General features: G+C 45.9%; 9 protein-coding genes. All 9 read right to left on the minus strand.

Annotated elements, in window-relative coordinates; all coding sequences use genetic code 11:
* On the minus strand, nucleotides 1-963 hold a 963-nt coding region (locus BR02_RS14720; RefSeq protein ID WP_238442406.1), incomplete at its 3' end, for an Ig-like domain-containing protein.
* A gap of 186 nt (nucleotides 964-1149) precedes the next feature.
* Nucleotides 1150-2472 carry a stalk domain-containing protein gene (locus BR02_RS0104670; protein ID WP_031514682.1) on the minus strand — a complete coding sequence of 441 codons (1323 nt, stop codon included), beginning with the start codon at nucleotides 2470-2472 and terminating at the stop codon, nucleotides 1150-1152.
* A 26-nt stretch (nucleotides 2473-2498) separates the two neighbouring features.
* Complete coding sequence (locus BR02_RS0104675) at nucleotides 2499-2807, minus strand: DUF2149 domain-containing protein (RefSeq protein ID WP_031514684.1); 309 nt, start codon at nucleotides 2805-2807, stop codon at nucleotides 2499-2501.
* Complete coding sequence (locus BR02_RS0104680; RefSeq protein WP_034638861.1) at nucleotides 2767-3426, minus strand: MotA/TolQ/ExbB proton channel family protein; 660 nt, start codon at nucleotides 3424-3426, stop codon at nucleotides 2767-2769. The genes BR02_RS0104675 and BR02_RS0104680 overlap by 41 nt, the downstream gene beginning before the upstream one ends.
* A gap of 22 nt (nucleotides 3427-3448) precedes the next feature.
* Nucleotides 3449-5011, minus strand: coding sequence for an Ig-like domain-containing protein (locus tag BR02_RS15740; protein WP_034638863.1), 1563 nt, complete (start codon nucleotides 5009-5011; stop codon nucleotides 3449-3451).
* Nucleotides 5012-5031: 20 nt separating this feature from the next.
* Nucleotides 5032-8292 (minus strand): FN3 associated domain-containing protein, encoded by a 3261-nt coding sequence (locus tag BR02_RS0104690; RefSeq protein ID WP_031514689.1) that lies wholly within the window; start codon nucleotides 8290-8292, stop codon nucleotides 5032-5034.
* A 50-nt stretch (nucleotides 8293-8342) separates the two neighbouring features.
* Nucleotides 8343-9914: a purple acid phosphatase family protein gene (locus tag BR02_RS0104695; RefSeq protein WP_031514691.1), complete on the minus strand. Its 1572-nt coding sequence runs from the start codon at nucleotides 9912-9914 to the stop codon at nucleotides 8343-8345.
* A 94-nt stretch (nucleotides 9915-10008) separates the two neighbouring features.
* Nucleotides 10009-14799 (minus strand): ligand-binding sensor domain-containing protein, encoded by a 4791-nt coding sequence (locus BR02_RS14325; RefSeq protein WP_034638866.1) that lies wholly within the window; start codon nucleotides 14797-14799, stop codon nucleotides 10009-10011.
* 117 nt (nucleotides 14800-14916) lie between these two features.
* Nucleotides 14917-15885, minus strand: coding sequence for an FAD:protein FMN transferase (locus tag BR02_RS0104705; protein WP_084170947.1), 969 nt, complete (start codon nucleotides 15883-15885; stop codon nucleotides 14917-14919).
* Nucleotides 15886-15977 lie beyond the last annotated feature (92 nt).

Here is a 15977-nt window from a genome sequence, read left to right on the forward strand (position 1 = left end):
TCCCGTGCAGTTATCTGTTACTGTCTGCCCTGAGGAAGTATAAATGTATTCACCTGTGGTTATACCAAAAGCTTGAAGTTGGCTTAATGTGTATTCCTTCAAGCCTCCGTACACTCCGTCACCGGCAACTGTGAACACTACCGGCTCTGACGAGGCCTCAGTTACTGTTACGGTGATGCTGTCGGTGAAATTGCCTTCGTTAGTAGTAACGGTAATGGTGGCAGTTCCGACACCAACGGCGGTGACCAGCCCATCTTCATTGACGGTGGCAACTGATTCATTATCGCTTGACCAAGTGACGCTCTTGTCTGCAGCATTTGACGGTTCTACTACAACATTTAGCTGAACTGTCTGGCCTTCCTCCAGTGCCTGATCGCCATCTGTAATACTAACTCCGGTGACGGGCACCGGGCGCTCCTCACCCACTACGATACGCACAAGTTTCCTTATAAAAAAGGGCTGGTTTTTAAATTCGGGCTCACCTTCAGGTTGCCCCATATATACACGAGGGTGCTCGTGGTCAAAATCAGCTTCTGTCAGTTCCCGGTCTTCCCACTCAATTTCTGATGGTTTTCCGGCGTAATTAGGCTCAAAAAGCGCAGCACGATACGCGGCAATCATCGGTCCCACTTGTACCCCATCATCTGTACTAAACTCAGGGTAGTAGTAGCGACCGTAAAGGTCATCGATGGTCCATGCCATACTTAGGCCGTCCGAGGCCGTAAACCTTATAGACCAATTCCCTTCCTTCAGGTTATCCTCACCGAGCAAGTCAATAAGATCCCATCCTCTAACTCTCCAGATTTTGTAAAAGTTCCAGTTGTTAACCGAAGAATAGTAGCGCTCAATAAAATCTTCGTTATCAAAGTCCAACCAATCGGATTGGTAAAGATACACATCCTCCTTTAGTCCCGTGCCGGTAATAACTAATTCCGGTTCAGCTTGAGCATCCGAGGGTGCCAACAGGCATAAAAAACCGGCAACCAGGAACACCCCCAGAAAAAGCGACAATGTTTTAAACCATCGCTTATTAATGGTGAGCATACTAATATCTCCTTTCATAAACTAATTAGAATTTTTTCATTCTTTATCAAAAACGTAGTTAAAATCTAACCACCCCCTTGCTTTTTTGGGACCATCATAGACATGTTATCTTGTGATCGTGATCTTACTTGTCTTAGCTTCATAATCCACCTGGGCCCCCAAACTCTCACTTACAAACCGCAGGGGGATAAATGTGCGCCCTGGAGGAATTGTTGTCGGAGCACACTCGATGGATTGCTGTACACCATCGACCTGAACATTATTGGAACCTATAATAAGAACTATTACTTTGCCGCCATCGACAATGGTTATCCGGTTAGTTTGAGCATCCCAATCAACTTCAGCTCCTAAAGCTTCACTTACAAACCGCACTGGTACCAGTGTGCGTCCAGTTTTGTCATCAACGTAGGGTGCTGCCTCTAGAGTATATGAAGCACCATCAACGCTAGCTTCTACCCGGCCGATGGTGAGCCCGATGATTTTTCCCAACTGCTTGTCCGGCACCTCATCATCTGCAACCCGGTAGTGGAAGGTAACAACATCGCTGTTCAGCTTACCTGGGCCGATGGTGATTGCCTTGATGGTTGTATCTTCATTGATCGGTCCAATGGGGTGATTAATGGTACCTAAAACATCGGCTCGGGCCGCCCACCACCGTTTTGCTATCCAGTTGTACATCGGACTTTCCAAGGTGGGTGTGCTGCCGTCAGTGGTATAATAAATTTTGTCGTCATCACTATTGGCATTACTTAAGGCAACCATTGTACCTGCCGGCACTGTACCACCGGATGGATTGGCTTGGGGCTCATCCCATTTTTTCGGTTCTGCAGTTAGCACCTCAATCTTATTTAAATACTTAACGAATAAATTTCCCGTTTGTTCCGTAACTGCTCGCTGGCCAAGCATTAGCATCGGGGAATTCATATCGGTCATATAGTCTGGGTTATTGCTACCCTCAACACTGATGAGACCGATGATTGCATCTACTTCCACAGCACCTGCTGAAGAACCGGGGATGTGACCGTCAAAATCGTTGCTGTTTCTAAAATTAGGGAAACAATAACGCCTGTCTTTTAACAGTTCATCAACGGTAAGGGTCATGGTATAACCATCGCTGGAAGTAAATCTGACCAGCTTTGCATCCTCTTTTAACCCTGCCTTGTCCAAGAGGTTACTCAATTTGACCCCTTTACCCACATACCATTTTTTAGTGGGCCAGGTGTTAATGGCACTGTATATATACTGGTGTTGTGGCATTGCTTCCAATTGTTGCAAGGTAAACGTTACCGGATTGGTTACACCGTCACCTGTAATCTCAAGGTAATTCGATGCGTCATTGGCTCTTGCATGGGCCGGCAAACTAAACAGCAGTATACCGAGGACGATAATAAATAACTTAGCAAACCATTTCCTATTTAATATGTGCATCACTGATACCCCTTTCGCTATTCACCTTAATTAGTAAGCATGAACAATTGCCCTGTCTCGGGATCCTTGTATACCGTACCGATGTTCTCATAAATCCTTCCTTCACCTTGGGTTTCAATCAGGTCTTCATTTATTGCCGGGGTATCAGTTACCTCCCGTCCCTGTTCAAGATTAATCCGCTGTCCTAGGCTTAGATCGACATTCCATTGAAAAGCCAAAGCAAGCATTAAGCCACAGGCAAAGACAAGCATGGCATCTACAATGTTAATTGCCCCCTCAACAGGGTTAACATCTTCATAAATCAGACGTTTTCTGTTCCTCAACCCGCTTTTCACGGTCTAACACCTCCAGCAAACTTTCCATTATGGCTTCCAGTGAGCTTAAGTAATCCTCGTACCACCCTTTCCGCAGGCGAGAGATTGCATAGGCGACGCCGGCAGCAGCCAAACCGGTTACCGTAGCATCAAAGGCTGTTAACAGTGAATCGGCCAGCATTTTGGTATCGCCCTGACCTAAAGCAATCATGCCCGGTCCCAGTGGAATTAGTGTGGCCATTAATCCTAACATCGGTCCCAGTCTAGCCACCAAATCGGTTCTGTTGGTGATTCTGATATAATGCAGTTCCTCGCTGGCCAACAACCGGCGGGCCAGTGCTTGCTGCGAAGCAGCAGACAGGTTTCTATGCTTGATTATTTCGCCAAGAGCCAATTTATGTCGCCTAAACAGTGGGCTATGCTCAATTTCATTCATTATCTCCCTAGCATCTTTTTGCTGAAAAGCATCTATTAAGGCAGGCACATTTACTTTAAACTTACGCCGTACCGCTAAAGCCTCCACCAACAAACCACCTAACTCAAGCACTGACAAAGCTAACAAGATCAAAAGTACCGTAATGGTAGGCATTAATAAGCCCGACGAAATGGCGTGCATTGTACCTTTTAAGGGTTCTAACATAGTTGGGGGCATTTTTATTTCTTTATAGCTCCTTTACATATTCTAAGTACCTCTTGCCAACCCCTGAAAGAAAGATAATCAGCAGTAGCACTGTTATAGACGGCTTTTTTTCATAATCGTTCAGGGGGATAGATGTACTTTCAACTGACAATTCAAATACCTTTATATTTTGGCTATCTATATCTTCTAGTAAAAGGTCTGGGTTAATTGCTGAAATTTCAGCCAATTCACTTCTTTCTGCCAGGTATTGTCTTCTGTCTTCCGGCACATCACCGGAAACAGTTAAATTGTTATCTGGCTCAGCCTCCTCCGGCGTTTGCGATTGTTCAACTTCCGGCGAAATAGTCTCTTCAGAGCCAATGACAACGGATACCTCTTCCGGGCCATTAACAATACAGGTGGCTGTATGATTACCATCTTTCGTTTTCACAGTGATAACCGCCGTACCTTGACCCACCACCGTTACCAGACCATGATTATCCACCGTAGCCACACTGGTATCACTGGAACTCCAAGTAACATCTTTTACAGTGGCATTAAACGGGGTAACAGTTGCTGTCAGTTGATAGGTACTGCCCACATTAAGGTTTATTCTGCTTTGGTCCAGTGTTACTCCAGTGGCCGGGCCACCGGGTACTTTAGTGGGGTCAACCGCCTGTCCGGTAGGATCGGCCTTATAGATGAAGGTGACCACCTCGCTGTCTTCTTTACCGGGACCAATGGTGACGGCTTTAATTACGGTATCCTCTTTGATTTCGATGGGGGAATTTACATTATCTAAACCATCTCCCCGCAGCGGCCACCAGCGACTGGCACTCCAGTTAAACATCGGGCTATTCACCGTGGGTGTACTACCATCGGTTGTGTAGTAAATCTTATCTTCGTTATTGCCTTTGTTGTGCAGCCTAAGCTTCGTTCCTACGGGCACAGTGGCACCGCTTTCTATATTCGCACTGGGAGCATCCCATTTTACAGGCTCAGAGGTAAGCACCTCAATTTTACTTACATATTTTAAGAATAAATTGTTGGTTTGCTCAGTTATGGCCCGCTGACCGAATATCAGCAGCAGTGAATCCCTGTCATTCATATCAGCAGGATTGTCACTATCCTCTGCACTAAGTAACGCTAAGATAGGCTCCACCTCTAGAGCACCATCTGTAGAGCCGGGGATAGTACCGTCGTGGGGGTGGTTTTCTTTAAAATGCGGGTAATAATAACGTTTATCTTTTAGCAACTCCTTAACAGTAAGGGTGATATCGTAGCCATCTCTTGAGATAAACCGAATCAATGTAGCTTCATCTTTTATCCCTGCTAAAGCAAACAAGTCCCTTAACTTAACTCCTTTTCCCACGTACCATCTTTTGCTAGGCCAGGTATTTAACGTGCTATACACCTGCTGGTACTGCTGCATGGCTTCAAGTTGTTCCATGGTTAAAGTAATGGGAGTTGCCACCCCATCCCCGGTAATCTCAATAGCAGTTTCATGTTCAGCAAATGCAAACCTTGGTGCTATCAAACTAAACAAACCGACAAAGAGCACCATAACCAAGAGAGGCAGTGAAACCTTCTTTCTACTATCAGGCATTAATCACACACCTTTTTTTACTAACCGCCATGCCCACTAACTATCGTGATCTCTCCGGTATCAGCTTGGTAGTCCACCTTTAAGCCCATGGCCTCACACACAAACCGCAGTGGAACAAAGGTGCGACCGGGCGGGAGCATCGTTGGGGCACAGTCAATGGCTTGCTTTTCGCCATTAACTAAAACATTATTAGATCCAAGGATAAGAATTATTTCTTTATTGCCATCACTAATGAGTACCTGTTGGGTTTCTGCCAGCCATTCTACTTCCCCACCCAACATTTCTACCACAAACCGTGCAGGCACCATCGCGCGTCCTACCTGACTGTTTACATAAGGTGCAGCATCCAAGGCGTAAGTGCTACCGTCTATGGTGGCCTCCAATTGCCCAATAGTAAGTATTATCACTTGAGCCCATTCTTTTGCCACCATGACGGCAAATTTGCCACAGTGATCCACTTGAACAGTTATGATATTCCCGTTTACCTCGCCACCAATGTTAATCCATTTCTCTTCGGTTTCATCGTAGTAGTGGATAGTCGGATTTTCATTGGGTTTAATCTTTTCAGGATCGAAACCAAGCTCAACTGTCACACTTTTATTAAAATTGTAATTTGTCTTACCGGCCACGCTAAACTGGTAAACACAGCCGAGAATGCTAAATCCTTTTGGCGTGGCGGGAGTATCGATCACCCGCTCTATGGCTACCTCCACCGGGTCGGTGCCCACCAAAGCTCCTGCCGGTATTTTAATGGCAACTTCATCACCAAAACTTACAGTGCCGCCTTTATTGGGTATGATTGTTTCAGCTGCCACAAACTTATCTACCACCATTACTGCGAACGTTATGCAATGATCAACCTGTGCCATAACGGTATTGCCGGATATCTTTCCGTCAATATTGAACCATCGCTCGGCAATTTCATCGTAATAATAGATGGCTGGTTTCCCACCAGCGGAAACTGTCTCCGCATCAAAGTTAATTTTGATGGTTACTTTTTTATCAAATTCATAACTTGTATTATCGCCAACGCTAAATCTGTACACATGATCGATAAACTTAAATCCTTCTGGCGCAGCGGGTGGAGTAATAACACGATCTATCTTTACTTCCAACGGATCCTTTCCTGTCATAGCACCTGCCGGAATCTCAATGGTAACTCTATCTCCAAGGCTCACAGTACCGCCTATGCTGGGTATAATGGATTTTGTTACGGTGGAGGGAACTTCTATAACTTTGTAGGTAAAGGTTGCAATATCACTGTTCAACCTGCCTGGGCCAATGGTGACGGCCTTAATGGTGGTATCTTTAGTTAACTCTATTGGGTGATTGATCCCGGCCACCGTCTCCTCTCCGCGTTGCGACCACCAGCGGCTGGATATCCAGTTATACATAGGACTATCCACCGTCGGTGTACTGCCATCAATGGTGTAATGAATTTTATCTATATCCATATTATTGTTAAACAGTTTAACCAACGCCTTTGATGGCAACATGCCACCGCCTGGATCTGCCTGAGGTGTATCCCATTTTGCCGGTGTGGAGGTTAGCACTTCTATTTCATTAACATATTTTGCAAATAAAGGACCGGTTTGCTCAGTAACGGCCCGCTGTCCTATCATTAATTGAAGAGCATTAGTTTGGGTCATAAGGGAAGGGTTATCGGTGCCCTCGGCACTAACCAGGGCAACAATAGGTTCCACCTCGACAGCACCCGAAGAAGATCCACGTATATGCCCTTCATTTCCACCGGACATGAAATTAGGAAAACGATAACGCCTGTCTCTTAATAACTCCTGAACGGTAAGGGTTGTATAGTAGCCATCGCTGGAACGAAACCTTATCTGCTGGGCATTTCCTTTCAGCCCTGCCTCGGTAAGCAGATCCCTCACTTTAACCCCTTTACCCACATACCAACTCTTAGAGGGCCAGGTGTTAATTACACTGTAAACTGATTGGTACTGGGGCATATTTTCTAGCTGAGACATGGTAAACTCTTTGGTGGTGGTTACCCCGTCGCCTTTGATGGTTAGCACTACATCCCCGCTGGGTGGCAATACGCTTTCTGTCCCAACCTCCAGGACAAACTCATGGCTGTCTGCACCAAACGGATCTGCACTGTCAGTTACAGTTACAGTGAATGTAAAGGTACCGGTCTCAGTGGGGGTTCCCTGCAAAGTTGCGCCGTTTAAACTCATACCCTTTGGCAAAACACCGTCGGTAACAGCAAAAGTATATGGCTGTACTCCACCTGTTGCTGTGAAGGTATGCCGGTATTCTTTGTTAATGGTAGCTTTGGCAAGATTAATTTTGTTAATAACAAGACCAGGGTCAGCTACATCAGCAACTTGATACTCAAAAGTAACGATGTCACTGTCCCTTTTCCCGGGGCCAATTACAACTGCTTTAATAATGGTATTCTCGTTAATTTCGATTGGGTGATTGACTGCATCAAAATCTTCCCGCCATGACCACCGGCTTGCCACCCAGTTATACATCGGGCTGTCTACCGTAGGAGTACTGCCGTCAAGGGTATAATGGACTTTATCCAGATCGTTATCAGGGCCCTGCAATTTAACCATCGTTCCCAGGGGCACTTCCCCGCTATTTGGAACAGCTGTGGGACTGTCCCATTTATCCGGTTCAGTGGTAAGCACTTCAATGGTAGTTACATATTTGGCAAACATCGCATTTGTCTGCTCAGTTACCGCCCGCTGCCCAAACAAGAGGTGATTAGCATCGTTAAAGGTCATCTGATCGTCTGCTACAGCTTCTAAGCTTTGACCGTAGCAACTTTTCCACGCTATAATTGGCTCTACTGGCACCGCTTCATTAGAATCGCCAGGGATATGTCCTGCAATTCCATTATTCATAAAATTAGGAAAACTATAACGTGGCCGGTATACAAATTCACTCACTGTAAAAGTTGTGCTAAAGCCATCGCGGGTAGAAAATTTAATTAGAGTTGCTTCCGGTTTAATCCCCCCCGCCGCCTCAAGTAGATCACTTACTTTAACACCGGTACCCTTGTACCAGTACTTGGTTGGCCAGGTATTAATGGTGCTGTATAATTCCGTATGTTGTGGCAATACTTCGGGATTCCGAAGCTCATCCTGGGTAAAGGTTACACCGGGGTTATAAACACCGTCTCCGGTAATGGTAATCGAACCCCCGACGGCATATGCCGCTTGAGGTGTCAGCAGAGCAAATATACAAACCAAAAAAAGCAGTCCACTAAAAAGTAAAGCACCAAGCAAGCTAAAATTTTTATGTATACGCATCTGAGACCCACCTTTCCACCGGTCAATGATTAACCATTAAACCAGTAGGTTTATTGAAAAATCGTTGGATTTCGGTCAAGTGCATTGGTTAGCTCATCAACCACGTAGACCTTAACCATATCACCGGGTTGAACATTAAAACCGGCCTGGGCTGTATTCACCACGTCAAAGTCTGCTTTGGTGGCGTTAATTCCTAGTTGCACACCATCCCTTATATGTGTAAAAACAACCGTTTCCAACATGACATAAGTATTTACCGGAGTGACCTGCACACTGAAGTATTTCATCCCGGAATGGTCAGTGTTAACCGTCATGGTGTTAATCCCATCATTGGTGGTCTTTATTTGATAGGCAGCATCAACCACCGGGTTGATGGCGTACGCTGGATTATCAGTATCCTGCTGTTTAGCTATTACGTAGTTATCAATGACCTGCCCGTCGGCATCTTTGGCAGTTATGGAAAGGGTATTTCCGTCAATCTTTATTACTTGATAGTTACTCACAAAGGCAAGTTGTTTAGCAATATAATCATGGTCCGGCCCGGGGCCATAATACTTGGTACCTGCATTACCCATGATGTAGACTATACCTTCACCGTCTTTCTGGATTGCACCACCCTTTAGGGGCTTGGTTCGCATATAGACGTGCTGGTGTCCAACCAATACCAGATCTACCCCATATTCTTCAAAAAGCGGCACCCAATTAGTTTGTAAATGGTCTGCACGCCAATCGTGTACCACCGGATAGGGCGGATGGTGAAAGACCAGCAGTTTCCACTGCTTATCACAGTTTTTTAGGTCATTTTCCAACCAGTTAGTAATCGTTTCATAACCGCCAATCCCCGGTACACCCAGGTAGTTACTGTTCAGCACTGTAATATGGCAGTTTCCGTAGTCAAAGGAGTAAAATGTATCATTGTATCCATCCGGCCCATTTTGGGGCAAAGCAAAAGATTTCCAGAACAACTCTGTGTCACAATGGTTACCCACAGCCGGCATTAAAGGAATTTGGCTAAAAACAGGTGAGGCAGCGGCAAAAAAACACTGCCATTCATCGATGCTACTGCCTTCATTAACCAAATCCCCACCCAGCATCCCAAATTTGAGACCGGGATTATCCTCCAGAGCCTTGATAATCATTTCGCCCCAATAGTGATAGCCATCCTGGACATCACCCATGTAGAGAAAAGAAAATTTGTCATCATCTACGGCGGTGGTAAAAGTGGCAGGTTCACTCCAGGCTCCTTCTTTACCAACACGGTAGATATAACTTGTGTTGGGCGCTAGTCCCCGGATGGTTGCTTCCAGTTGATAGTGCCCATGGTAAAGATTGGCTGCTGTGGCAGTCACTTCGCTTGCTTCGGCAAAACTACCGCTAAAGCCGGCAGCGGGCAGGTACTGTACCCTATTCTGAGTACTATCAGGCCCCGTCCGCCACGTGACAGTTTGAGTGGTTTGGGGATCCTCCGTCCAGGACAAGATGATGTGGTCGGGTAATCCGGTGTTGGGGCCACCGTTGCCCTCCGATGCTGAAACCGGATTTATTACCATGAATATGATCAGCACCATCACTGCTAAACTAACAAGACTTTTTCTAAGATTAAGATTCGTTCTGAACCACATATGGCTATCCCGCCTTTATTAATCCAATAAATCCCCAATGGGGGATTGGGCGGGGTAAAAGCCCGCCCAAAAATCAAGGTTACAATTTAACTAATCACTGTAAAATCACAGGATTGACGTCTGCTGCATTGATCAATTCATCAACAATGTATGCCTTAATCACATCACCCGGCTGAACATTGAAACCGGCTTGAGCTCTTTTCACCACATCAAAGTCAGCTCTGGTGGCATTAATCCCCAGTTGGCTGCCGTTTCTATAATGTGTAAAGACAACCGATTCTTTTCCTTCGTGAGAAGTAATCGGAGTAATGTCAACTGTAAAATAGTTAAACCCGTATACACCAGGATTAACTGTCATAGTGCTAATACCGTCAGCTGTCGTCCCGACAGAATAAGCCCCGTCATCCACCGGTGACATTGTAAAGACCGGTTTATCATGCTCGGCCGCCTCAAATAGATTAGTCACCGCAAGGCCTCCGTTGGTGCTTACCCATATATGTCCATCTTCACATGCCTTTAGACGCCAGACATAATTAAACCCAGATGTGGGCCAGGTATTAGTATTGTTGTAGACGGAAAACTCTCCATCCTCGCTGCGGTAAAAAAGGCCTCCCTGCATAGTGGCCAGCCAAAGTCCACCTAGGCTGTCCGCTTCAATATAGGTGATTATGTCGTCTTCCTGAATATACGGAAGTAAGTCTTTGTCGGTTTGGTAAACATTTTTTTGCCCATCGGGAGCAATGTAATCAACCTTCCCAAAACGGCATATCCAAATCCCACCGTCCCGGTCAAAGGATATGGAGCGCACCCACCTGCCGTCTTCAGTAAACTCATAAGGGGTTAAATTTCCCTCGACATCGAGATATGCATAGCCCCCCGGTATTCCTACATCCTGCCCAAGGGGATGGAATCCAAACCAGATGCCCCCCTCTTCATCCAGCTCAATGACCGTTGTGGCTTTACCGGGTAGGTTCTCATTTTCATATGGATTCCAATTACCATCGGCATCCAGGTAGATAGGGCCTGCACCTGTACCAAACCAGATGCCTCCATCCTTATCCGGGGTAATTTCCAGTATATAATCCGAACTTAAGCCACTGTTTTGGGTGGTATAAACAGTCCAGTCTTCTCCCATTTTGTAGGCAATACCGCCCGGACTTTGTGAACTGCCGGTGGCAAACCAAACTCCGCCGTTGCTATCCACTGCAATGTCGTTAACCATATTATGGGGCAGAGGGCTATTGGATTGGTCGTAAACTGTCCATTGTCCCGCAGCATCGCGATAGGCCGCTCCACCTCCGCTGGTGCCCACCCATACTCCTCCTTGGCCATCAGGGGTGGCTCGAAGAACGTTGGCCCAAGGAAGTCCGCTGCCGTCGTCATTGCGATAGATGGTCCAATCCAGTTCAGGCGGTGCCACAGGGTCCATAGGATCCGCCGGGTCGTCAATTATATCCTCGGCCCGGGGTTCCTCGTAATCGCCGGCCCCCACCACAACACAGTCCATCCATTTGGTCCACATGGAGTTATTCTCTTCCACAAATAGGCGCAAAGGGCCGAACTCGTTGTTGTTAACATAGCCCGGGCTGTTAGAATGAGGCACCAGGGGGTAGCCGTTCACGGCGTAGCCGATGATAATATCCTTGGTCTCACCCCGACTATTGACCACCCCATTCATTACCTGGCTGACATTTTGTAGTTGATTATAGCTTGGCCCATCAAAGACACGAATACTTGAGGGCACCGTTACGCCATCTGCCAGGCCAACCACATCTTTAATTAATTTCCAAAGAACGACCCCCTCAACTTCAGTTTCACCCATATAAAGATCTCGCACAATATGCTGGTCCAGAGCTTCCAGTTGCCGCAGGCTAAAGGTACGAGGCTCTTTTACCTGGCTACCTGTAACGCGCAACACCGGCTGATCGAGATACTGGGTATAGACACCGTAATCATGTTTCCAGCTGTCGCCATCGGTAGCAGTTACAATAATCTCCACCACACCGCTAACCGACTTGGCACTGTTCAGGTCTCCCGTTTCAGTCTGGCCAATGACTAGAAGGAGCGGCCCACCACTGTTTCGGGCTACATGGTCATAACCATCCGATGTATCAGAAGATACCAATGGTCTTTCGTTTTTGCCGTAAGCCAGCATCACTTTGAGGTCGTTTGCACCGGTTTCTTCGTTAATGTAATCACGTTTGGCGATTTCATCCAGAGAAAAGGTTTTGCTGGAACCGTCAGCAGTTTTAAAGGTCACCGTATCGGCCCCGCCGGTAAAGCCCACTTCCCTTCGTATAAACTCGTAAATGTCAATCCCCCGGTAAGAAGCTAACTCCTTCTCCGTATCGCTAGCCAGGCAGTACTCACCGGTAAAGATGTAGTTCTGCATGAACTCCAGTTCACCCAAAGTCACAGTATGATCTTTTCTTACGCCACTACCGCCAATGGACAAGGTGTCCGATTGATACTGATCATAGGGAGGTTCTAGGTGGGCATAAGAGTCCTTGCTTATGTTGACAGTAATGGAATCAATTGTCCGCAACCACTGGCCCGGGGTTCCTTTTTCCGTCTGCCCAAAGAGGGCCATTAGAGGTCCGTAGCGGTTCACAATAGGGTTGTCCTCATATCCCGGATCACCTTTACTTTTCACCATGGGGTAGCCATTTTTGCCAAAGGCCAACATCGGCTTGAGCCAGGTAGCCCCGGTAACCTCGTTGAAGTAGTCCTCCCGGGTGATATCAGCAAGGTTAACTGTAAGTGGGGCTTGACCGTCCGCACTGCTGGTAAATGTCACCGTGCCGGTGGTTCCGGGAAGCCCGATTTTCTCAAAGAGAAGATAATTTAAACTGACCCCCTCGTATAAGTCTGATATTTTAGCTCCGCCACTGCCCCCGGCATCATGGGTATAGTAGTACCCCTTTACCCGGGCACGCTCAGCTGTGGCCGCAGGTACTTCGGGTCCATAAATCATATTTTCGATATCACTAACGGTAAGTGTCTCCTGCTTAATGGTACCCCCGTCATCACCAATAACCGTTACAGTCAAGCTATCGTTTCCTAGCGCCTTATAGGGTTGGTACGAGTGGGTAGTATACGGAATATCTTCACCCACCACCACACGCATGGCAAACTTAACTTGGTTGGCACCATTAGTGTAGTCATAATCCAGTTTGCCAAAGACAATTCGCAACGGCCCACCGTCATTATTCAACCCGGAGTTGTATCCAGAGTCGCTGGCATGATTGACATAAGGATAGCCGTTGTAACCGTATGACACCAATACAGGGTAGCCCGTCTCCAAGGGCTCTACGCCTCTACCGTCAAAACTACCGTCCCCTAGATCAGTGGGGTCTTTTTCGTAGTAACCCCAGAGGTGATGATTTTTGATTTCTCTCACCGTCATGGGTGGAATGTTGTAGTGGTCTGCGGCAATAAAATGCACAGGAGTGCTTTCGTCGATGTCAGGATCGAGCCCGGACTTTATCAGCAGGTCCCAAAGGGGCACACCTTTGTAAGTGTTGTAGTACCAGTAGTAATAACTGTTAGAGAGACTGTACTCTTTCTCCACGTGTAACTCGGTCATGGCCTCTAGATCAGCCACGGTATAGTTTACTTCCTTACCCAGACCACTGCCGCTTAAAGTAAAGACATACTGCATAAACTTAGGATCATCATAGGGAGGATTATCAGTATGTTCATAACCCGGCCGTTCAGTCTCCTCAACGTAGATATAGGCTACATTGGAGAAGGTGGGAGGGTCACCGGCATCCCCGTGATACACCAATTTAAAACAACCACCATCGTTATATTTTTCTGGAATGTAGCCTGCATAGTCAGTATAGACCAGAGGTACTTCGTTAACCCCGTAGGCTACAATCATCTTCCTGGCTTCATCCCTGACCTGCTCTAGGGTATACTCGGCAATGGTCTTACGTTGGTAGTCCTTAAAAACAATATTGCCTATGTCGCTGCGCAGTTTAACGAAATTATCTAGGATATAAGAAACCTTTATGCCCTCGTAGCTGTTCTCAAGCACCTGGTCACCAATTCTCTCGGTGTATGTGTCTCGATAGAGCCCAGCGTTAGTCTCTTCAATCTGAACCAGAGACAGTGCACGGTAAGAAGTCACACCGGGACCTTCCACAGTGAAGGTGGCACCGGTAATCGCATCAATGTTGTATGGTGCACCCGAATAGCTGATATGCTTATAGGGACTGTCAGCAAAGTCGTTGTCCCCAGGCGGAGGGTCGTCAGCAGGGCGTTCCTCCCCAACCACGATACGAACTACATTACTGACAAAGTCGCTATGGTTCTGATCGTGGATATTCCCCTTTTGCTGTCCTAAATACAACCGAGGGGCACCATTGTCAGTAGAAAGTTCAAGGTCTGCATAGGTAACTGGTGGACTAAGACTGTCTTGGGATGAAGTAAACAGTTCAACACTGTAGAATCCCAGTGTGGGCATTACACTTTGCTCACTGTCAATTCCAAAATCAGGGTATGTGTATAAATCCAGCAAATTACTAACTGATCTTGTACTACTGAAATTATCAGACGCAATGAACTTAACTAGATAATCTTGGTCAGTCTTAAGGTTGCCTACCCCTATCAACTCAAACAGATCATACCCTCTTACTTTCTGGATTCGATGGGTACCAAAAGAGTTATTCGAAGAATAAATTCGTTCAACCATCTGGTAGTTGTCCCAATCAGAAGCATATATCATAACATCCTGCTCTAGGCCTGTCCCAGTGATAATCAAATCCGGTGCGGCGGCTAATGCCTCTTTAGTCTGCTGTGGAACAAAACCGATTAAAGTTGATAAGAGAAATCCAATCAATACAAAAATACTAAGTTTCTTAAATAACTTGTTTTTTTTCACCGTTCTCCTCCCAACCTTTCTTTATTAACCTTGGGTTTTGATGAATTAAATAGTGACAATTCCGACATTTAAATAGCTAGTTAGATTAAAATTTTAAAAACTAACCCTCCTCAATAATTATCTGGCAATAGGATGATATTCGCCTTTTCCTGTGAATACTAATTGATTAGATAATTTGTCCGTATATAGCAATTGCTTGTCCGGAGTTATAATAATTAACTCTGTATTTTCCACTTCTTTGGCAATATTAACCCCATCCTCCGGACCCAGTACAAAGATGGCTGTAGATAAAATATCTGCATCGGTTGCTGAATCATTTACAACAGTAGCTTGTATTACATCTCTAGCTTGTTGGCCGGTGGACGGATCTAAAATATGATGGTATCGTACACCTCCTTGAATAAAGTATCTTTGATAGTCACCGGAGGTTACCACTGCCTTATCCTTGACAGATATTATGGCAATTATTCCGTTACCGCGAGGGTCTTGTACCCCCACCTGCCAAAGGGATCCATCAGGTTTAGTGCCCAAGGCGTAGATATTTCCTCCGGCATTAATCAAGGCATGCTCTATTCCGTTATTTATGAGAGCCATTACCGCCCGATCTGTGGCATAGCCTTTAGCAACCCCACCTAAATCCAGGCCCATACCCGGCTCGGTTAAAATAACAGTATCATTTAAACAATCAATTTCTATTTTCCTGTAATCCACTTGGTCTAAGGCTTTGTCGAGCTCATCTTGGCTTGGAATACGCCAATTACTACCAAAACCCCACAAGTCCATTATCGGAGCAATAGAAACATCAAAGGCACCGTCAGATATTTCAGAAAAATACTTTGAGCGCTCTAGCATATTTATTGTATGATCACTAACCTGCACAGGGCCAATACCGGCACTTTGATTAATTTTGTTAACATCACTTAAGTCTGATTGATCATCTGTAAACCTGTCAGCTAACTTATTAATCTGCTCAAAGGCAGTAAACGCATCTTGCAATGCTTTACTCCCCTGCTGCTCATTTTCAGAAAAAACAGTGATCTGTATTAAGGTGTCCATAATAAATTTTTCATCGCTAAACTCCTGCAATTGAGTAGAATTTGATCCACAGCCCATACAACAAAGCATAGTAAGCAGGATTAAAAAACTATATAATACACAACGCCAGCATTGCAATTAAT

The organism is Desulfofalx alkaliphila DSM 12257 (assembly GCF_000711975.1).
GTDB classification, from domain to species: Bacteria; Bacillota; Desulfotomaculia; order Desulfotomaculales; family Desulfohalotomaculaceae; genus Desulfofalx; species Desulfofalx alkaliphila.